Below are 21,571 nucleotides of genomic sequence, written 5' to 3'. Positions count from 1 at the left end.
TAATTATGTCAAATTATTCTAAACAAACCAATTGGGGGCAATTCGTGCCTTTGATTACCGTATTTTTCTTTTGGGGATTTGTTGCAGCGAGCAACGATATTTTAATTCCTGTTTTCAAAAAAGCTTTTGACCTTACGCAGGGGCAAAGTCAATTGGTATCTGTTGCATTTTATGTTGCTTATACTGTTGGTTCTCTTATTTACATGTTTATTTCAAAAGCGATTAAACAAGATTTGGTTAATAAAATTGGCTACAAAAATGGTTTGATTTTAGGGCTTTTAATATCGGCATCGGGAACTTTGCTTTTTTATCCTGCGGCAAATTTGGGTTCATTTCCTTTAATGATTTCGGGATTATTTATTTTGGGATTAGGATTTTCTTTACAACAAATTGTTGCGAATCCGCTCGCTATTGAAGTGGGACCTACCGAAACTGGTTCGCAAAGACTTACGATGGCTGGAGGAATTAATAACCTCGGAACGACCATTGGTCCGTTAATCGTTGCCTTTGCAATTTTCGGTTCTGCGACTGCTTCTAATACGGAAGCGAGTATTGAATCGGTGAAAATTCCTTACATGGTTTTAGGAGGCGCATTTATTTTAGTTGCAATTTTGCTTAAATTTTCCTCTTTACCCCAAGTTACTCCAACCATTACAGAGGTTACTGATGATGTAGTTCCAGGCGAACACAGAGATTCCGCATTGAAATACCCACAATTGGTTTTGGGAATGATCGCAATTTTCGTTTATGTAGGCGTTGAAGTTTCCACACCGAGTAATTTGCCGGCTTATATGGAAAAATCTTTGGGATTCTCCACGAAAGAAATTGCGCCTTATGTTTCTTTATATTGGGCTTCATTAATGATTGGACGTTGGACAGGAGCTGTTGAAGCATTCGACATCAGCGCTGGATTCAAGAAAATTTTGAGATTTTTAGCACCTTATTTAGCTTTCGGAGTTTTCCTTTTGGTGAATGCGATTGCCAAACACGATTTGTCTCATTTTTATATCTATGGTACGATCATTCTTGTGATGATTGCTTGTGATATTGCAAGTAAAGGTAATCCTGCGAGAATGCTTTTGATTTTCTCGGTAATGGGAATTTTAGCAATCGTAATCGGTATGCTAACTACTGGGATGACTTCGGTTTATGCCTTTACAAGTGTAGGTTTGTTTTGTTCAACATTGTGGCCGTGTATTTTTGCTTTAGCCATTAATGGTTTAGGGAAGCATACCAATCAAGGTTCTGGTTTTTTAATTATGATGATTATGGGAGGTGGAATTATTTCTTGGATTCAAGGGGTGCTTGCAGATATGACCAATATTCATTTCAGCTATATTGTTGGGATTCTCTGTTTCGCTTACCTCGTGTTTTATGCGATTCGCATAACCGGTATTTTAAAAGCCCAAGGCATTAGTTTAGATCAAGTAAAAAACGAAGGTGGACACTCATAAAAACCACCTATCTACAAGAAAAAGATTTTGGGCAGGTATTTTACTTGCCCAATTTCTTTTGTTTTATCTCTTCTCGAAAGTTGATTTTTTCATCAATTTATTTGAACGATTTTTTGAGTTTCAGAAAGTATTTCATCAAAAAATAGTGGCAGGTTTTCCGTTTTCAGTTGGCGATATTTGCTATGTTTTTTTAGGAATTGTTTTGATTTATTTCTTCATTAAAATTGTAAAAAAGAAATCCCGAAATTCATTTTTATTAAAATTATTAATGATTTTGAATCTTCTTTATTTCGTTTATCAAATATTTTGGGGAATGCTATATTTCCAGAAACCGATAATCGAAAAATTACCGAAAGGCAAAATTTCGCTTCAAGAAACAAAATCTTTAACGTTAAAATATCTTGACCTTTGCAAGCAAACCCGGACCTTGGTAAAAGAAGACCGAAACGGTGTTTTCAAAGTAGATGATTTAGCAAAGATTGAAACGGAAGTTTTAAAAAATCAACATCATCTTCCCCAATTTTTAAATAATAAAAAAGCGATAGAGATTAATTCCTTCAAACCAAGTTTATTCAAAGGGGTGATGAGTTACACCGGGATTTTTGGATATTATAACCCATTTACTGCAGAAGCGCAATATAATGCGGAATTGCCTTCTACTTATCTTCCGTTTACTTTGGCGCACGAAAGTTCGCATCAGTTGGGTTATGCGCGAGAACAAGAGGCGAATTTCATGGGATATTTGATCGGAAGAAATTCGGAAAATTTAGATTTAAAATACAGCACCGAATATTTTGTTTTAAAATCTCTACTTCGTTATTTAGCCGAGCATGACCAAGAATTTGTTAAGACCGTTTTAGAAAACTATTCTGAGGGAATGAAACGAGATCGAATTGCAGAAAAACTTTTCGTTAAAAAGCACGAAGGTTTTTTGGATGTATTCTTCGGTTTCACCAATGATTTATTTTTAAAAAGCAATCAACAAGAAGGCAGTATAACCTATTCTTATTTCATCGATTTGCTCATCCGTTATCACTGATTTAAATGGGGTGAATCCTAAACTAGGCTAAATCAAATTTCATAGAAAATAAAAAGTCCAGCAAAATACTGGACTTTTTTAGTAGCGAAGACGGGAATTGAACCCGTGACCTCAGGGTTATGAATCCTGCGCTCTAACCAACTGAGCTACCTCGCCTTTTTTAAGGTGGTGCAAATATAAAAATATTTTACGAGGTAACAAAAATTAATTTAACTTTAAATAAGAAATTACATCTGCTGCATGATCAGGCTTGGCAATGATTTTATTATTACTGTCCAAAATAAAATAGCTCGGAGTTGCACGAATGTTGTAAGTTTCTGACACTGAGCTGTTCCAGCCTTTGAGTTCTGAGTCATTAATCCAAGGTAGCATTTTAACTTTGTTTTCATAGGCCTCAGCATCATTGTCTAAAGAAAAAGCAATAACTTCTCCTTTCAATCCTTTAATTGCATTATACTTCTCAATAATCTTCGGTAAGTCTTTCTCACAATGCGAACAGGTAGAAGCCCAGAAAATAATAACTTTTTTATCTGCTTTTACATCATAAATAGATTTGGCTTTAGTATTCGAAACTCTTTGGAAAACATAATTTGGAAATGTTGCTCCAATCTCAGTATTAACGTTTGTTGCAATCGTCTTTGTTAATCTTTCATTAATTGTACATTTCAAATTCTTCGCTTCGGTAAGATATTTGTCTTTTAAATCCTGCATACCATAAGTATCAAAAATCTCAATAAGCTCAGAAAGGATTGTTTGTCCACGAGGGGTTTCTACATTTACAGTTTTAAGCATTTTATCTACATCTGCAGAAACATTGGCACTAGAACCAGCATTTAAATAAGCAACAAGAACTGGTCTCAAGAGCGATGAACTCTCAAGCATCTCGTTTGACTTTGTCAAAAAATCGATAATTTGCTCATGAGTAATAGGACTCTTGGTTGCACTCTTTTCCAAAAATCTATTGTAGTTGGTATTGTAATAAGTAACAAATGGGAACTTAGTAAGGTTGGGGGTAGCATTTGAGAGCCGAAGAACTTCATTGTTTAGCGCCGTACCAAAATCACTTTTAGTCTTATAGTATTCTTTAATTTGGTATAACGCTGGTAAGATGTATTCTTTTTTTTGCTGAATATCCTGCATTTGATTCATTATATAATTTGCTTCATCAATATAATCAATCTTTACAATTTTATCTTTCTCCGTTTCAAATTTCATTTTGACGTCTTTATTTTCTGAGATAAAATTAATAGATGCATTGTTCTCCGGAAAATACAATTTCATCATCCCTGTATAAGGTTTGTCGACATTAATTTGCCATGAATTGCCTTTTTTTATTTCTTTGCTATTTAGGACATCTTTGGAGCCATTTAGCGTATAGAGATAAACTTCTTTCGGTGTAAATGAAGAGGGTGCTTCTACATTGATTTTAAACTGTGCTTCATAAGAGTTGACCGTCAACAAACTCAAAATAAATATTATTTTTTTCATATTGTAAATATAAAAAAAAACTCATTGCAAACTTCGAAGTCTCGAAAAGTCTTTGCAGAAAAAATAAAATAAGAGAATGACGATGCTGCGACCAATCTTCAACAACTTTTCTTAAAGAATTAAGATCGTTTTTTTTTTTTATTACATCGTGCTGATATTTTTTAACCGATACTTCAGGATCACATATAAAAGGCACAAGGGCAAGCCTATGATTGGAAATAACCAATGTCCTAAATTTTTAATAACATAAAATGTGAAATTGTAAGCCGCACTTTTGCTGTAATTGGCAGAAATTTACATCAAAATTTTAACAGTTTTTACTTGTTTCTTTTTTCATAGAATGCGGCAGCAGAGGAGTATTTGTTAAATAGACAAGAGTTATTTGTTTCTCAGGTATTACAGTTAATTTGAAATAAGAATTTAAATCAATTATAATTCCTGAGTAGAAAACGGATGATTATACCAGTACCTTATTAAAAATGGTGACAATTCGTTCTCGGTCTTGATCTGTTAAGTTGGAACCAGATGGAAGACATAGGCCTGTTTTAAATAACTTTTCTGCAACATTATCATCACCAAAATAAGCACAGTTTTCAAAAACTGGTTGCATATGCATGGGTTTCCACAAGGGTCTGCACTCGATATTGTCGAGCGTAAAACTTTTTCTTAAATCTTCTATGTCAAAACCAGTGATTTGAGAATTTACCGTAATAGCACTCAGCCAATAGTTGGAGAAGAAATCTGCGGAAGGCTCTGTTAAGACGTCTATTCCTTTGATATCCTTGAACAGTTCAAGGTAAAATTGATGGTTCTTTCTTCGGGCATTTACTCTGTTCGTCAAAACTTCCATTTGTCCACGTCCTATCCCTGCAGCTATATTGCTCAAGCGGTAATTGTAGCCAATTTCTGAATGTTGGTAGTGTGGTGCCTGATCTCTGGCTTGGGTTGAAAGGAAAATTGCGCGCTGCTTGTCATGGTTGGATTTTGTAACTAAAGCACCCCCACCTGAGGTGGTAATGATTTTATTCCCGTTAAAACTCAAAATAGCCATTTGACCAAAAGTTCCGCAGTTTTGCCCTTTGTAGGAACTTCCTAAGGCCTCTGCAGCATCTTCTAATAAGGGTATGTTAAATTCAGCACAGATTTCGGTGAGCTCCTTCATTTTTGCAGGCATTCCATACAAATGAACAACAATTACTGCTTTTGGTAATCTGCCTTCAATTGCTCTATTTTGTAAAGCTTCCCTCAATGCATCGGGACACATATTCCAGGTGTCGGTTTCACTGTCGATAAAGACGGGTTTTGCTCCAACATAGGCGATTGGATTTGCCGAAGCTGCAAAAGTCATCGTTTGACAAAAAACCTCGTCACCGCGTTTCACTTTTAAAATGATTAGTGCTAAATGCAGCGCTGCAGTACCAGAAATTAAAGCTGCTACGATGCTATCGTTTCCAAGATAATTTTCTAAGTCGTGCTCAAAACCATTAACGTTCGGTCCTAATGGGGCGATCCAATTCTGTTCAAAAGCGTCGTTAATATATTTTAATTCAGTACCACCCATGTGTGGTGAAGAGAGCCAAATTTTAGAATTCATATACTTTTTTTAATGGTTGACCAGTTGTATTGATTGGAGTTTTTTGTAAGATCACCCTTCTTTTATATTAATTGCAAGATACTTTCTAATTTGTCGAAACAAGTGTAGAATTTGATAATAATTGTAGTTACAATTCAATTAATTCAAAGCGATAACTTTAAAAATGTTAATTTGCAAAGATATATAATTTAGACTGAATATGAGTTGAATTCGGTCATGAAAACCACTCCAATTTAGCGTTCAAAATATTCCTGAGTTCATTCCAGTTGTGGGTTTTTGCTCATCTTTTCATGTAATGATTAAAAAGGATTAATATTAAAAAGAAATAAGCTAATACCAAACGCAAAAGGTATAAAAAAATTTACTAAAGTAATGCTTTTTATCTAATTGAAAAAAACTATTATTATTATTAACTGTTTCGTTTAATGAATTTTTCAGTGTCAAATGGTACAAACAGAGTCAAAGTGTAGAAGAAGAGGGAGAAGTCTATTGAAAAGGATTGGTTTTGAGCATACCAATTGTTTAATCGGACTTTATCCGACCAAATGACGGTGTCATTATGTGCTGCAGGATTGATCTGTTGAGAAGTTGACGGTCTTCTCCAGTTAGAAGATCTGCATATCCTGGAATATCGGGACGTGGACCGACGAAACTCATTTGATCTAGGAGAATATTAATTAACTGTGGTAACTAATCAATTTTTGTTTGACATAGTAATCGACCGTATAATTAATTTTTTGGGTAATTTCATCAAGAGTCTTTAGTTTTTTAATTTGTGATCATGTTTTCCTACTCGATACTGCAAAAACAATCCAAAAGATTTAGTATTAGCCGATGAAATAATTAAAATAATTACGCATAAAATTGCCAAACTTAGTATTGAAAAAGTTAAATCACAGATTTGTTTGGGCATTTTATGTTCTGTAAAGTAAAAGTAAGCAATTAGAAAGATTCGTTTTGGAAAATTATATTTGACTTTAAAGAATGAAGATAATCTAGAGTAGTTGCTGAAAAATTACAAACCTCAAATCATTCCGTCAAATTCTGTAAAGTTTTTTCCATGGCCAGGATAAAATGTAAGCTTGTTATTGCTGCATTTTGTTTTAAAATTTTCTCTAGATTTATTATAATCCTTTCTTGAACTATTTGGAAGATTTAGTGGTGTTTTAAAATCCTTCATTAAAAAGTCTCCGGTAAAAACTGATTTATTGTGAAAAATTACTATACAACCAGGGCTATGTCCTGGAGCATGCATTATTTCAAATGAGCTTTTTCCAAAATTGATTATCTCGTGGTCTTCAACGGTTTTGCATGGAAGGTCATAACTAAAGGTTTCTATTTCTTCAGAGTATATTGAGAAATTTTTTCTTGGATTGTTTATTTCTGATGATGTATTAGATGAACAGTAGATAGGCATTTTATATAGCTCCCAAATTTTTTTAATTCCAACGGTATGATCGCCATGCGAATGAGTTAAAAAGTATCCTAATAATTTACCTTTGTTAACATCAATTATGGAAGTAATTTCAGTGATATTAATTGAACCGATATCTACTCCTATAAAACAGCCTGCTTCTATTTCAATCAAATAATTATTTGCGAGACGATATGGAGAAATTAAAGTATGAATAATCACTGATTAAATATAATTTTCCCTGACGAATTTCTTTTGATTTCTTCAATACAGATGACCTCAATTGCCTGATGAAATAAATTGATGGTATTTGATAGCCATGGTTTAATTTCACTAAGTATAGTAGAATCAGTTACATAAATTTTAAGTAAATCATCATCACCTGCAGCATAACATTCTATGTTGAATTTATTTTTAATTAAAAGTTCAGTTTCATCCAAAGAAATTCTTAAACCATAAATTTTTAAAAATCTTTTCATTCTTCCCACGATAAAAAGATATCCTTCATCATCTCTTTTTACAACATCACCGGTTTTAAGAATACCATGACGCACGTCTCCCAAAAGTAAATCGTCGTTATTTTCAGCATATCCTAGTGTAACGTTTCCTCCTTTATAAACTAATTGACCCATTACTTCCATGTTTGTAAGGGGTAAATCGTTTTCATCCCAAACTTCAAATGATCCTCCAGGTATTGATTTTCCAATACTACCTTGTTTCGATTTTGCTAGAGCTGAATCTAAAAAAGCCATTCTTGCCGTGCCTTCGGTTTGTCCGTAAGTTGCTACAAATTCAACATTTTTAGATTCAGAGAAAGCTATCAAAGCATTCCATAAATTCTCGGATAATTTACCTCCACCCTGTGTAATGATCCGGAGACTTGGGAGAGAAACTCTTTCAAAACGCATTTTGAATAAAACTTCAAAGGTGTACGGTACGCCTGTCAATACAGTAATTTTTTCCTCTTTTAGCAAATTCCAAAAATTCCGGTCGGTTAATGCATAATTTGTGAGAACAACTTTGGCTCCAACTTGTAAATGGCTCATGATGATAGACAAGCCCATGGTATAGTAGAGAGGTAATAAAGCCAATCCAACATCAGTAGGTAACAAGTTATAAAACTGAGAAACACTTTTTGCGCTAAAACTAAGATTATGATAAGAATGTCTTACTAATTTTGGACTTCCAGTACTTCCAGAGGTAGGCAAAAGTAAACTTAATTCATCATATAAAGCTATTGGGTCCTCCTGATTATCATAAAGTTTATAATCATCCCATTCTAACAGCACCTCTTTTTCAAAATGGTGTTTGTTCGAGGTGAAAACTGCTTGTGGTTTATACTTTTCTAAATAAACTTGCAGTAAAGAATTGTCAATATCCTTATTCAATAGTAACGGAACCCATCTATTTTCAATACAAGCACAAAAAAATGAAGCAACCGGCGTGGTATTATCTCCTAATATAAATACAAGACTTCTTTTAGGTAATAAGTCACTATTTTTTTTGATAAAAAGAACTAATTCACCATAAGTAAGGATATTGCTTTGATCATCCACAAAAGCAATACCTGACGGATCAGTCGTATCTAAATTAAATATCATAAGTCTTATATTTTTAAGCTACCATCTACTGCGATAATTTGTCCTGTAACATAGGAAGATTCATCTGAGGCTAAAAACAGACACATGTTAGCAATGTCTTCTGGCTGTGCTAAATCCCCAAATCCAATATCATTTTTCACATGTTCAAATTTATCACTCATTACTTTCGATAAACGTTCTGTTGCCACCATGCCAGGTGCGATGGCATTAACTCTTATGTGATCTGGCGCCAATTCTTTAGCTAAAGAAAGAGTAAATGAATTTACTGCCCCCTTTGTGGCAGCATAAGAAGCTTGTCCTTTTGCTCCTTTTACAGATACAATAGAAGACATATTAATAATAGAGCCACTCTTTTGCCTACCCATTAATCGAGATGCTAAAGAACTAAGACGAATTAAGCCGATCACATTGGTTTGCAACATCTCTTCAAAAATATCGAAGTTGATGAAAGGCACCAATTCATAAGAAATTTTGCCTGCGTTGTTCACGAGAATATCTAATCGACCTTGTTCTTTTTTAATTTTAAGAATAATACCCTTACATAAAGCAGCATCAGTAACATCGAGCGTAACAATATGAAGATGATCTAAAAACTGTGATTTCAGATCATAAAGTTCAGTTGAAGTACTTTCTATCTCTCTAATTCCGGCATACACGATAGCACCTTCGCCTAAGAATTTCTTTGTGATACTTAAGCCAATCCCTTTATTTGCGCCGGTAACGAGAACTATTTTATTGAGTAATCTTTTCATTTTGTTAAATTTCTATGCCGTATTTTAACAAGATTTCTTTACCAATTACATACGATTTGAAATCCATAATATCTTCCGGCTCAAACATCACGTCGAAAGCATCCTCTATGGAAGTAACTAAACTTAGTTGCAAGACAGAATCCCAATTAGCTACAGTATCTGATGAAAAATCGTTACTTAATTTCTCTACAGTTACAGCAAAAGTTTCTGTAAAAACGCCGTTATATTTTTCTAAATTACTCATTTTTTATATTTTTATTTTTTATAATTCATCTACGAAGAATTCGTCGGACACTTTTATGGGTAAAATAACCGATGTGTCAATTGAAAAGCTTCCACAAGCCCATGATAAACCTGCTCCGAATCCTGAAACAAACATTTTAAGCTTTTCTTGACCGTTGTTTGAATAATGATCAGAAAGTACTAAAGGAATTGAATTGCTACTGTTATTTCCAAATCTATCAATCGACACCGGGATTTTTTCAAATGGAATTTTATTTTTTCTGGACAGTTGCTTTAGGATATAAAGATTAGCCTGATGCAGAATAAAAAAATCATAATTTTCTGAGGTCGTTCCTGTTGTATAAAAATAATCATTAATAAGTTTAGGTACAGAAGTAATAGAAAACTCAAATACTGCCATTCCTTTCATGTGGGTATTGTAATCATTTCTAACGATGTCATCAGACCACGCTTCATCTATAGGCTTTAAATCTCTGTTTCTAAATGCACCGGCCGGAGTAATAATACTTTTAAATTTAGAACCATCTGTTCGGCAGGCGAAAGAAAAATCTTCCGTATTTTCACTATTATCTTTTTCCAGTAAAACGGCTGAACCGCTATCTCCAAAAAGCATAATCATTGTTCGGTCTTGAGGAGACATTGTTTTATAGGAAGTATCTGCCGTAATAAGTAAAGCTTTTTTATTCCCTATTACACTATCTAATAGAGCTAGCGCCGTTTGTAACCCATATACAAAACCGGAACATGCAAGATTAATATCTAAACATAAAACATCATGATTAAGTCCAAGTCGTTTTTGCAAAACGTATGAAGTTGCAGGTGAACGATAGTCTGGTTTTTGACTCACAAAAACCAATACTCCTATCTCATCTGCAGATGCTTTTCCAGCTTCAAAAATTTCTTGTGCCGCAAGATATCCCAAATCCGAAGCCGTTTGTTCAGGCTTTGAGCGGTATATTTCTTTAACTCCTGCCATGCCTGAAAATTTGTCAACTAATTCTTCACCAAAATCTTTATAGAAATCCGTAACCGGAATTTTATTAGATGGAGTACATACTGAAACAGCTGAAATCTTCGATCCTTTTATTGTAGTCTGTATCATTTGAATTACATTTCGTGTGAAATTTTATAATCTTTAAAATAATCTAAAGTATAATTTACGGGCAATATTTCAGGTACATAAGTTATTTTCATACCCATTAATGCCATTCCTTCTCCTGCAGATATAAGGTGAAGATTATTTGATTGAAGCAATTCTTGTTTAATTGCGTTTTCCAACAATAAAGGTAACTCAGAAGCGTCAGCTTTAATACTGCGCTCGTTTTTCCAGTGATCATTTAAATGAAGATGATCCAACGCGAAGGAATTGAGGAAGTGTGCTGTTTCTTTATCCTTTAAAAAATCATCTATTAAGGGACGAACATCTTCAAAAAAGTCTTGTAAATCTCGTGATTCAGAATTTACAATATAATTTTCAGATTTCGAACCGTCATAAGGTGTATTCTCATTAAAATTTCTAAATCCTCCTTTTTTTAAAGATGATCCTTTATAATGATCCCCACTAGAGTAGGTGAAGAATTCCAGGACATCATGATCGGAAGATTTCTCTAGAAGTATCGCAGTTGCAGCATCTGATAATTCGAAATTTATTCCAGCAGCACGATCCTGTAATTTAGAAGGCGTATCTCCAATAACTACAAGTGCATATTTACTTGTAGATTTGGCCAATATTGCTGCAGCCACCTGTGTCATCTGAATAAAACCATTTGCACCAACATTGGTGTCAAAGCAAATACAATCGACAGAAAGTCCAAGTCGTCCCTGTAAAATAGCCGCTGTATTTGGACTTCTATAATCCGGAGTTTTAGACCCAAAAAGCAATATACCAATATCTTCTTTGCCAATAGATTGATTTGAAATGATGCGCTCTGCAGCATCATATCCTAAGTCTGCAGAAGTTTGTAATTCTCCGGCAATATAATGAGAGGTATTATTATTGACCAGTATTTTCTCTGTAGGCAAACTGGTGGAAATCATATTGATTTTTACGCCAGATATTTTTGATTCTAACATTATATAATTTTTCTTGCAGGAACTCCAAAAACAGTTGTTTCAGCTTTTACATTGCTAAGTACAACACTACCTATTCCTACCGTTGCTCCAGTTCCAACTTTAATATTTTGAATTAGTTTGGCTCCCGCATTGATCACACACAGATCTTCCACGTTAACATATCCTGCAAAAAAAGAAAATGAGTTGATATGACAGTAGTTTCCAATGATGACATCGTGACCTATAATTACCGAACTTTGTAAATACACGAAACTTCCTATTGATACATCACTGGCGACGGAGCTGAAAGCTTTGATTGCTACACCAGCGCCCATTTTTACACTGGGTGATATAATTGCTGTTGGGTGAATTAGATTAATAAAAGTTCCTCCCTTCTTTAAGATGATCTCTGAAGTTTTTTTACGGTCTTTTACTTTACCAATAGCGCAGAAAAATACATCTTCTTCTTCAATTGTATAGCCATCTACAGTATTTAGTACTTTAGGGTATCCCATTTCTTCAATATTTGAAGGTCCGTCGCTTAAAAATCCTTTTACTTTAAAATTTGGATTTTGACCATAACAAATAAGTGCCAGATCATATACTTCACGGGCAAAACCGCTTGCTCCTATAATTACTAAATTCATACTAATTTTTATTAATGAATAGAAAAACCACCATCTATTTTTATTTGACTACCCGTAATCCATTTACTCCCATCGGAAAGCAGGAAACAAATAAGATTCGAAACATCTTTGGGCTGCCCAAATCTGCCTAAAGGATAATTGGACAAATGCTTTTCTACTTCCTCTTCACTTCTAACCCTTCCCAAAATATTGGTATCTATATATCCAGGTAATAAGGTATTTACCCTTATCCCTTTTGGTGCTAACTCTAAAGCTAATGATTGTGCAAAACTAGATAATGCTCCTTTTGTAGCATTATACAGCGCATTTCCTACCGTAGCTTTTACCGTTGAGATTGAAGAAATAAAAACGACCGATGCCTCTTTTTGTATCTTTTTTTTCCTCAATAAACTTTGCATCAACAAAATATTGCTCTTTACATTTACTTCAAATAATGAATCGACATCTTGTCTTTTTAAAAATGCAACTGGCGCTACTTTCACAGCGCCAGCATTTAAAACGATTCCGTTTAAAGGGCTTGTTAAAATATTTACAATCTCTTCGGGAAAGGATTCATCAGTAACATCACGACCCATTATAATAATTGGAGACTGTAAACTACAAAGGTTTTGCGTCTCTTTTAGTTTTAACAGATCTCTACCAACTAAAATAAGTTTCGCCCCTAAAATAGACAAATCAATAGCAGTCTGCCTGCCTATCCCAGACGATGCACCTGTTATTAAAATCGTCTTATTGCGAAAATCGGTATCAAACATATTATTAACTTAAACTTTTAACTTCATCTAAAAGCTCTTGCAAAGTGTTCATGTTTTTAAATTTTTGATTGTCGATCACAACATTAAATTCGTCATCTAACATTGCAACCATCGTTAAATTTGCTAAAGAATCCCACTCCGGATAACCTTTAAATTGATCGCTAAGTTGAATGTCTCTATCTTCGATTTCCAAAGTTTCTTTAACTAATTCTAAAAATTTCGCTTCCATTTTTAATTTATTTATTTCCTTTAAAAGGAGTCATAGTCGTTTGTATTGAGGCATTTACGCCATCTTTTTTGATGATTTTCACAAAAGTAAGCATAATAATTTTTAAGTCCAATAAAAATGAAATTTTATTCACATAATACACATCAAGAGCGAATTTGTCATCCCAGCTCAATGCATTTCTTCCATTAACCTGTGCCCAGCCTGTAATTCCTGGTTTTACTTCATGTCTGCGGTTTTGCTCTGTACTATATAGTGGTAAATACTTCATTAATAAAGGGCGCGGACCTACCAAACTCATATCACCTATCAGTACATTAATCAACTGCGGCAATTCATCCAAAGATGCAGATCGAATAAATTGACCTACTTTAGTCACTCGGTCCCGATCCGGCAGTGGATTTCCATTCTCGTCGAACAGCTCTCTCATAGAACAGAATTTGATCAGTTTGATGGTTTTACCATCTTTTCCTGGTCTTTTCTGGGTGAAAAATGGCTTTCCATTATGGGTAATATATAAAATCACCACCAAACAAATAAATACGGGAGAAGAAATAATTAAAGCTATAAAAGCAATTGTTTTGTCGATGATTGACTTGAAATAGAGTTGATACATTTACGAAGTATATATTTTTTCTAAATTATTCCATATAATTTCTCTGTCAAAATTTTGAGCCCAAATCAAGCCGTTTTTTCCGAATTGAGTAGCTAAATTTTTATCTAAATATAGTTTTTCCATGGCATCATACAATTGACTTTCAGATTTTGGCTCTACGAGAAAACCATTAAAACCATCTGATACTGCGTCGCAAGTACCAGTTCCTGTCGTACTGATAGTTGGTATTCCCATCGCTGCTGCCTGAACCAACACATTTCCAAAACCTTCCCACCAAGCCGGAAGAACAAAAACGTTTGACAAGCTTAAATATAAAGGAACTTCTTGTTGGGTAACTCTACCAATATTAATAATATGGTCGTTTAAAGCAATTTTTTTCACCAAATCTTTATCGGCAATTTGATCCATTTCAAAAGGTCCTACAAGCATCAATACACTGTCATTATATTTTTTATGAAACTTTGTAAATACTGAAATTAATTCGTTGATTCCTTTTCTGTCCACAATTCTTCCCACAAAACCGAAAACAAACTTATTCTTTAAATTGTACGTTTCTATAATTTGGTTTTTTTCTACCAAAAGTTTTTGGTCGTTTGGATCAAATAAGGCGAGATTAACGCCGTTGCTACTTCCTTTGTTAATGACGATCGCTTTCTTATCAGAAAAAATACCGTGTTGGAGACCAAGTGCTTTTACCGAAGGACTAATACAGATTACTTCATGCGCGCAACTGGAAGTAATCTTTTCCATGGCAACTAAAATCTGTCTTTTGAATCCTTTTTCATGTTCAAAACGAAAGCCACGACAAGTATATATACGTTTCTTCACTCCTAATATTTTTGCAGCCAATAATCCTAATAGAGATACTTTAGGAGTACCTAAGTTGACAATATCAGGTTTTACTTTCTTAAAGATTTTGATAATTTGAACTAATGTTTTTAAATCATTTACAGGTGCAATTTCACGATCAATATTGATGATCAAATGTCCGCAATGTTCATTTTTACAAAATGCCGCAGATCGGTCGCTCAGCGGACTCATAAGAAAGGTTTCATATCCTGCGGTATGAAAATAATTCATCTGTCCTAATAATAAATTGACTGATCCTTCAGCAGTGATGCCGACTATTAATTTCTTCATGCTATTTGTCTTTATAACTGTAAATATCTATTTTAAAATGCTCCAGTACATCTCTAAACTGTATGTCATTACCTCCTCCCATAGAATTAGATGAAACTAATTTTATATTTTGTGATCTGCCTACAGTTAATAAATCTTTATTAAAATAAGGAGTAATTGTTACTGTTGTATTGTTTCGTAAAGTAGCTACTTTCAACCATAAATCATCTGCCATAAAGCAAATTCGTTTAAAAACTTCATCATCGAAAATATCATCGTGGTATGAATACGGCGGATAAAGAACTCCACCAACTCCCGTAGGGACATACAAGTGTGAAGATTTTCTCTTGCTTTTTACATTATGTCGCCATTGTCTGTAAGTTTGCATTTTTTCACCTTCAAATGTTATTTGATGTGCCCTATTTGCAACGACAGATTCTTTGTTTCTATTGTTTGCTTCTATCAAATATTTTAAAGTATCTGCAGGATAATATACATCATCATCAACTGTAATAACAGCACTATTAGGAAATCTTTCAAATGCATAAAAATACTTTTTGTGAGATCTTATGTCATCTTTTACAAATTCTATTTGTAGTCCACGCTTTTTTAAATCTAATAACGAATTAGGTATTGATTTATCAGGAAACTGCACTTCAGAAAGCCAAAGTATAATTTGATCCGGTTTAAATGATTGCCGTAATAATGTTTCAACAGTGGTCCATACTTCATTAATTCTACCTGGAAAAGAAGTTAAGGATACAATATATTCAATCTCTCTTTCTTCTGTATTGATGCCTGATAATTGTTCTTTCTGTGTTCTTTTTAGAGATGAGGGTACTACTAAATCCAGAATGCGCTTCGTTATCATTTCAAGCGCTTTGTTAACTACTTTTCCAGGAAAGCCAAATCTTTTGAAGTTGGGCAGAAAAAAGTAAATAGTATAAATCCAGTTCATATTATTTCGTATTACAAATAAATTTTAAATAGTCCTTTCCAATGAAATCAAGACTTAATTTGTCACTGATTTTCGCGGCATTCTGCCCAATTTCTATTCGATAATTTTCATCTTCAGCCAGTCGATCAATCACAAGTGCTAAGGCTGAAAGATCACCGTCTTTTACAACAAATCCATTATCACCATCTACAATTAACTCCTCATGCGGAATGCAATCAAAACAAATGGAGGGCAGACCTGCCGACATTGCTTCGCACAAAGCATTCGGGAAACCTTCTAAAAAGGATGGCAGTACAAAAATAGAGGATTGCGCCAGTAAAACATCTACTTCATTCACCTTACCTAAAAATACAACTCGGTTTTGCAGTTGTAATTCTTCTACCAACTGATGTAATCTACCGGTTTCAGGTCCGTCACCCGCTAAAACAAGTTTCCAGTTCTTATTTTTTATTTTACTGAAAGCCTGTACTAATCTAGCGACCCCTTTTTCTTTTGACAATCTGCCTACATAAATGATCTGCTGTTCACGTGATATTGTAGGATGAATAGCGACTGGTTTAATCGCATTCGGAATAATTTTAATATTCAAACGATTATTAAACTGAGTTTTTTTATATTTTGCAGCGCGTTCTGTTTGCGCTATAAAGCCGGTTGAATTGGGATACAACCATTTTTTACCAAACTTTACCACAGGATTAAAAGGGAAGTCTGGGCTTGTTCTGTCCGATATAAAAACAGGAACCTTTTTTTGATAAAGAGCAAGCAATACCAATGGATTAAAAACATCTCCGAATGACAAGACACAGTCCGGATTTACTTCGGCAACTTTTTTTCGTAGATAAGTGATAAGATTGTAATAAAACTTAACTTTATTTATAAGGCCTGATTTTCGCTCATAAGTAAATTCATAAAGCTGAACTTCCTGTTCCAATTGATAGAAAGAATTGCTCGCCTGACAAGATATAAAAATCACATGATGTCCTAAACTCGCAAAATAGTTGGCTAATACAGTTAATGCCCTTTCAATACCTCCCATTTTTAAGGAGGGTGAAATAATTGCAATTTTCTTTTTTATACTCATTTCCGGCACGATGACTTTATTTTTAAATATTGAATAATAAATTATTTGTAAATACTAACTAAACTGGCACTATCCATAAATTCTATTTCAGGCCAACACTGAAGCATTTGTGACAAAAGAGATTCTAAATCCATTAAATTCTGTTCTCTTTGCTTTTCATCGAGTCGACTTGCAAAATTAATTCTGTGCGTCCCTATGATAGCGGGTTTTCCCCACTTAAAAGCGATAGCGATACTTTCCATACATTTTTCAACCCAATTCACATTTGGTGAAGTACTAGGTTCAAAAAGTCCATTGCGAACAAAATAACGCTGTCCTGAAGTATTTACCTGTCCCGAATACCGGTACTTCTTTTTAAAATTTTTTCCCTGCACCGGACAATTCTGTACATAAGATCCTTGAAAAGTATCCACTTCATGGTCGTAAAAAACTTTCTCTATTTCAGAATCCCAAACATAACAAGGTGCAACTGTTGTTTGCGACTTAAATCCAAACAAATCTTCAAACTGTTTTAGACCATCTGCTATACTTCTCCTTACATAATTGAGTTCTGTTGTGAGGTTATTGTAATCATAAGCAGCCATCAAATTACCTCTTCTGTTCTCAGAACTAATTTCATCTATTGAAAAACAATTTCGTTCAAAAGCAAAATGATACCGCTCGTTTCCTTCTTTCAAAAACGTCATCCACCTTGAAACGTTCAAATGCTCGTTACCATGAAATTGAGTTACAATCAGTTTCTGTTCAATTCCTTCTTTTAATGCAGCAAATGCATTTTCACTTTCTTTATATTTTTGATACGTGCTAGGGAAAGGTTCATTATAATAGGTTTCGAATTTCCCTTCTGCAATCTTTTTAAAATCTGGATTATTTAAAATCATATTTGCAGTCAGAACTGGGTGATTTCCGTTTTTATCTTTGAATTTTCTGAATACCTCATATAATGCAAAATAATCCTCAGAAGTTTCTAAGGCATCATATTTGGAAAAAGCATCTGTATCTTTAATCAAACCTCTTTCTAAAAGTTGTTTCCGAACATCTTTAGATGGAATCCTGATAGAGCCCCAATCGTCCGATTCAAAAACCACTATTTTTGAATCAATGCGGGAACCTCTGCTATTGATGAGGTGTTTTTTTAGAGTTTGCTTTAGCATAACATATTACTTTTCTGCAAGCATAAGTTCCGCTAATTGTGGGGTGCTTATAAATTGAATATCTGGCCACCGTCTCAATGTTTCAGCTAAAAGGGTTTCTAGCTTTTTTAAAGATTCACCTCTATTCTCCTCAAAAATGCTACCTGTGAAATTTTCTCTATGAGAACTTATTACTGCAGGCTTCCCCCATCGAAATGCAACTTTCATTTCTTCAAGGCAGCTAGCCACCCAGTCTACCTCCTGATTTCTTGCTGGTTCAAACCTACAATTACGACGCCAATAAACCTGGTTAAATTTATTTTTATGACCCCAGTATTTATTTATTATTTTATGACCTCCTTTTAAATTTGGAAATTGTTGTTGGCCACCAACTAACTGAACGCCATTTTCGGAGAGGGTTTTTAATATATAATCTCCCCAGAAGCCACCCTGTGCAGTAAATGAAATTGATTTGAAACCAAAAATTTGCTCAAATAAATCTAAGCCATCTTTATTAATTCCCTCCAAATCTTTAAACTCATCTTCGCTTGAGTAATCGTGGCCTGCAAAATAATTTTTAGTAAACGGGTTTGCATCAGTTGTAGAATTTGTAGAAATAATTGCTCTATTTTCAAATGCGATTTGCTCTTTTTGGGATTTAGAATTAATTGCTTCCATCCAGCGCTTTACATGAATATGTTCCCTACCATGGTATTGCGGAATAAATAATTTTTTATCCATTCCTATTTTAATTAATTCGGGAACTTTTTTAGTGTGTTCTGATCGATTATAGGTATCTAAAATCGTTTCGAAATGATATTCCTTGCGCTGAGCTGCTTCTATTTTTTCGAAGTTTGGATTGGCAACTACATAATAAGCAGTTACGACCGGATGATTGCCTTTTATATCTTTAAATTTCTGTAACGTGTTGAATAAAGCAATTAAATCTTCCTCGGATTCTACCGAATCGTATTTGTCAATATGCAATTGATCAACAGGTATGTGATTATCCATTAAGGTATTTAATACTTCTTTTGAAGGCATTCTTATAGCACCCCAATCATCACTTTCTATTAATACATACTTTTGTTTATCGTGCCATCCTACAGCATTGATATAATTTTTGGCTATTTTTTCTTTTAATGTTAACATATTAGTTTTTTAATAAGGTAGCTTTTCTCTTTTCCAAATAACTTTTTCTTTAACAATTTTAGCTGGAATTCCTGCTAATATTACATTTGACGGATATGTTTTGCCTGAGACTACTGAAGAGGTAGCAATAATTGAATTTTTACCAACTATTGCTCCTTTATTGATTCTCGCATTAAAACCTATCCAAACATTATCGTCAATAAGTATATTTGCAGGAATATTAATTCTTAGATTGGATTCCGCATCTATAATGGAATGAAAATCACTAGTATTCATATAAATACCCCTACTTAACATACAATCTTTCCCTATTTTTATCGAAGTATTACTTTCTCCACAAAAAATATGAGCGCTCCCTATAGTCGTTCTTCTACCAATCGTAATTTCACAATTGTCCCCTTCCACTAGTATTTCGCAAGATTCATAAATCTTTACATTTTCACAAATATCTATCTTGTTATTGTTTCCATTGATTTTTATTCTAGTCTTCTCAAGTTTAACATTCTTTCCCAATACTATAACATTGTTAATGCCTTTACATTTAAATTTGGATTTCCACAGCAAAATATCCTTAGATATTTTTAACTTATTGGTTCCGTAAATCTGAATCTTACAAAATAAATAATGATAAATAATACTTAGAAATGAAAAATATTTTTTAAATAATATCTTAAACATAATAATTAATTAAAGGTATTTTTTCTCCAAAATGTAAATCTAATTCACTGGGCGTAAACTGCTCGTAGCCACCACCATGATGAAAAGTAAGTTCCCCAAAAAATATTTCTTCGTTAATAACATAAAAATCCACCCTGACGTAAGGAAATGGTTTCGCTAATTTCTCTGCTAAATCGATTAACAATGCGAGATTTTTAGGTCGCTCCACAATTTTCCCATTAGGAGTTTTAGGACGTTTGTCCCTATCCAACATACTAAAAGTGAAAGGTAATAAATTCCAATCGTTATCATATAGGTTACGTCTATGGGTACCAAAACGACCAAGGTCTACCTGTAAAAATTCAAATTTTCCATTAAAACAGTGTAGTTTATAATCTGAAGGAATACTTCCATCTGCGTCAGTTAACATTTTCTCTACTACGATCCTTGGTTTAATATTCTCATATTGCCATTCTTTATCTAAATGGTAATAATTAAGATGCAACCACCATCTACAGTCATTTTGAACTGACTTCCAATTTACTGTAGATTTATCTTTTACAAAATGAGTAGTACCAGAAGTATGATTTGCTTTAATAACTATAGGGTAATCCGGCAAATTTTCTGATTTCACCTCTCTGTAATCTTGCGTATGAAATACGAGAGGTACTAAATATTGTTCCCCAATAGTATTCGCAACATATTCACGTACAGCATATTTATCTGCACATTGTATAATCAATGGATTTTTATAATTGATTTTATACCATTGAATTTTTTCTGTCATCGTCTTAGGTACTCTTAAATTTAAATCACGTCCAACGATATTCTTGAAGTTTTTTTTAATATAATAGCGATCAGATCTAAGGCGATATTTAGTGAAAATGTAAAGACGATGCATTATTAAAGCAGCAAAAAAACCGATTGAAGAAGAGTGCCGGATTTTTTTAATGATTTTATTTATACTCATAAGAAAATGTTAAATTATAGTGAGAAAAAACTTACAAATTGACTTTGTTTTACCGCTGTCTTGCTTGCTTAAAAAGCCATATATTAAATTGTTTTTTGATTTCGCATCATTTTCACCTGCTAAATCGTTGAAATTAAATTCGATTTTCCCATTATCTTGCAGGAATAATGTTGTTAAAAAATAGATTTTACAAAATCAATGATTGGGCTGTCTTCGACAAACCAATTAACTATTGGATTTCCGATAAATAAAAACAAGCCTACAAAATCTAAGCCTGTACGAACCTTAAATATAATAATAAATAGTAAAGACCCACCTAAAATCGTTTGCAAAATAACATTTAATTTTATTCTCTGATTTAGAAATAGCACAAAAGCAGTTACTACCATTAAATTTGATAATATCACAAATCGACCACCAGAAGGCACCGATGAGGCTAAATTACTGAATGTCAAAAAAAACAAAGCCATTGAAAAAAAAGCATCCAAATGTTTTTCCGTCCTATTTTTTTTATAAACTGTATAATAATAAAGTAAAATAGTCATCCCAAAAACACTGTATTTCATTAAATTTCCAGCCAAAATTACATGAAAAGAATGATTTTGAGCAGACTCTTTAAC

The 21,571-nt window shown here is 33.6% G+C and carries 23 protein-coding genes and 1 tRNA gene; 2 read left to right on the top strand and 22 right to left on the bottom strand.

Going from position 1 to position 21,571, the window contains the following annotated elements:
- The first annotated feature begins 5 nt into the window (after positions 1–5).
- On the top strand, positions 6–1,454 hold the full coding sequence (locus WBY99_RS00560; protein ID WP_423974401.1) for an MFS transporter: 1,449 nt from the start codon (positions 6–8) through the stop codon (positions 1,452–1,454).
- Complete coding sequence (locus WBY99_RS00555; RefSeq protein ID WP_423974400.1) at positions 1,441–2,493, top strand: DUF3810 domain-containing protein; 1,053 nt, start codon at positions 1,441–1,443, stop codon at positions 2,491–2,493. The genes WBY99_RS00560 and WBY99_RS00555 overlap by 14 nt, the downstream gene beginning before the upstream one ends.
- Positions 2,494–2,575: 82 nt before the next feature.
- Here the strand turns inward: WBY99_RS00555 and WBY99_RS00550 are convergent.
- From WBY99_RS00550 to WBY99_RS00445, 22 genes are all read right to left on the bottom strand, one after another.
- Positions 2,576–2,649, bottom strand: a tRNA-Met gene (locus WBY99_RS00550).
- A 48-nt stretch (positions 2,650–2,697) separates the two neighbouring features.
- A complete protein-coding gene (locus WBY99_RS00545) occupies positions 2,698–3,981 on the bottom strand; it encodes a TlpA family protein disulfide reductase (RefSeq protein WP_423974399.1) in 1,284 nt (427 codons plus the stop codon).
- Positions 3,982–4,438: 457 nt separating this feature from the next.
- Entirely contained in the window at positions 4,439–5,575 is a 1,137-nt protein-coding gene (locus WBY99_RS00540) for an aminotransferase class I/II-fold pyridoxal phosphate-dependent enzyme (protein WP_423974398.1), read from the bottom strand.
- A gap of 522 nt (positions 5,576–6,097) precedes the next feature.
- Positions 6,098–6,253: a hypothetical protein gene (locus WBY99_RS00535; protein WP_423974415.1), complete on the bottom strand. Its 156-nt coding sequence runs from the start codon at positions 6,251–6,253 to the stop codon at positions 6,098–6,100.
- Positions 6,254–6,599: 346 nt separating this feature from the next.
- Positions 6,600–7,163, bottom strand: coding sequence for an MBL fold metallo-hydrolase (locus WBY99_RS00530; RefSeq protein WP_423974397.1), 564 nt, complete (start codon positions 7,161–7,163; stop codon positions 6,600–6,602).
- A gap of 44 nt (positions 7,164–7,207) precedes the next feature.
- Positions 7,208–8,590: an AMP-binding protein gene (locus tag WBY99_RS00525; protein WP_423974396.1), complete on the bottom strand. Its 1,383-nt coding sequence runs from the start codon at positions 8,588–8,590 to the stop codon at positions 7,208–7,210.
- A 5-nt stretch (positions 8,591–8,595) separates the two neighbouring features.
- Positions 8,596–9,342 carry an SDR family NAD(P)-dependent oxidoreductase gene (locus tag WBY99_RS00520; RefSeq protein WP_423974395.1) on the bottom strand — a complete coding sequence of 249 codons (747 nt, stop codon included), beginning with the start codon at positions 9,340–9,342 and terminating at the stop codon, positions 8,596–8,598.
- Positions 9,343–9,346: 4 nt separating this feature from the next.
- Entirely contained in the window at positions 9,347–9,586 is a 240-nt protein-coding gene (locus WBY99_RS00515) for a hypothetical protein (RefSeq protein ID WP_423974394.1), read from the bottom strand.
- An 18-nt stretch (positions 9,587–9,604) separates the two neighbouring features.
- On the bottom strand, positions 9,605–10,687 hold the full coding sequence (locus WBY99_RS00510) for a ketoacyl-ACP synthase III (protein WP_423974393.1): 1,083 nt from the start codon (positions 10,685–10,687) through the stop codon (positions 9,605–9,607).
- Between the two features lie 5 nt (positions 10,688–10,692).
- Positions 10,693–11,658, bottom strand: a complete 966-nt coding sequence (locus WBY99_RS00505) for a hypothetical protein (protein WP_423974392.1) — start codon at positions 11,656–11,658, stop codon at positions 10,693–10,695.
- Positions 11,658–12,284: a NeuD/PglB/VioB family sugar acetyltransferase gene (locus WBY99_RS00500; protein WP_423974391.1), complete on the bottom strand. Its 627-nt coding sequence runs from the start codon at positions 12,282–12,284 to the stop codon at positions 11,658–11,660. Before WBY99_RS00500 ends, WBY99_RS00505 begins: the two co-directional genes overlap by 1 nt.
- 11 nt (positions 12,285–12,295) lie before the next feature.
- Complete coding sequence (locus WBY99_RS00495; RefSeq protein ID WP_423974390.1) at positions 12,296–13,039, bottom strand: SDR family NAD(P)-dependent oxidoreductase; 744 nt, start codon at positions 13,037–13,039, stop codon at positions 12,296–12,298.
- Positions 13,040–13,043: 4 nt separating this feature from the next.
- Positions 13,044–13,268 carry an acyl carrier protein gene (locus WBY99_RS00490; RefSeq protein WP_423974389.1) on the bottom strand — a complete coding sequence of 75 codons (225 nt, stop codon included), beginning with the start codon at positions 13,266–13,268 and terminating at the stop codon, positions 13,044–13,046.
- A gap of 7 nt (positions 13,269–13,275) precedes the next feature.
- A complete protein-coding gene (locus WBY99_RS00485) occupies positions 13,276–13,881 on the bottom strand; it encodes a sugar transferase (protein ID WP_423974388.1) in 606 nt (201 codons plus the stop codon).
- Positions 13,882–15,021, bottom strand: a complete 1,140-nt coding sequence (locus tag WBY99_RS00480) for a glycosyltransferase family 4 protein (protein WP_423974387.1) — start codon at positions 15,019–15,021, stop codon at positions 13,882–13,884. It lies immediately after the preceding gene.
- Between the two features lies 1 nt (position 15,022).
- Positions 15,023–15,958, bottom strand: coding sequence for a hypothetical protein (locus WBY99_RS00475; RefSeq protein WP_423974386.1), 936 nt, complete (start codon positions 15,956–15,958; stop codon positions 15,023–15,025).
- Position 15,959: 1 nt separating this feature from the next.
- The gene (locus WBY99_RS00470) at positions 15,960–17,039 is read right to left on the bottom strand and encodes a glycosyltransferase (protein WP_423974414.1); all 1,080 of its coding nucleotides are present in this window, start codon (positions 17,037–17,039) and stop codon (positions 15,960–15,962) included.
- A gap of 41 nt (positions 17,040–17,080) precedes the next feature.
- Positions 17,081–18,193 carry a hypothetical protein gene (locus WBY99_RS00465; protein WP_423974385.1) on the bottom strand — a complete coding sequence of 371 codons (1,113 nt, stop codon included), beginning with the start codon at positions 18,191–18,193 and terminating at the stop codon, positions 17,081–17,083.
- 6 nt (positions 18,194–18,199) lie between these two features.
- On the bottom strand, positions 18,200–19,324 hold the full coding sequence (locus WBY99_RS00460) for a hypothetical protein (RefSeq protein WP_423974384.1): 1,125 nt from the start codon (positions 19,322–19,324) through the stop codon (positions 18,200–18,202).
- A gap of 9 nt (positions 19,325–19,333) precedes the next feature.
- Entirely contained in the window at positions 19,334–20,002 is a 669-nt protein-coding gene (locus WBY99_RS00455; protein WP_423974383.1) for an acyltransferase, read from the bottom strand.
- Positions 19,995–20,951 (bottom strand): ATP-grasp fold amidoligase family protein, encoded by a 957-nt coding sequence (locus tag WBY99_RS00450; RefSeq protein WP_423974382.1) that lies wholly within the window; start codon positions 20,949–20,951, stop codon positions 19,995–19,997. Before WBY99_RS00450 ends, WBY99_RS00455 begins: the two co-directional genes overlap by 8 nt.
- A gap of 173 nt (positions 20,952–21,124) precedes the next feature.
- Positions 21,125–21,571: hypothetical protein (locus WBY99_RS00445; RefSeq protein ID WP_423974381.1), on the bottom strand; the 447-nt coding region annotated here is incomplete at its 5' end.

Source organism: Kaistella sp., assembly GCF_049588135.1.
In the GTDB taxonomy this organism is placed as follows: domain Bacteria; phylum Bacteroidota; class Bacteroidia; order Flavobacteriales; family Weeksellaceae; genus Kaistella.
Note: the sequence above shows the minus strand (reverse complement) of the source record. Positions and strands in the feature narration are given on the sequence as shown.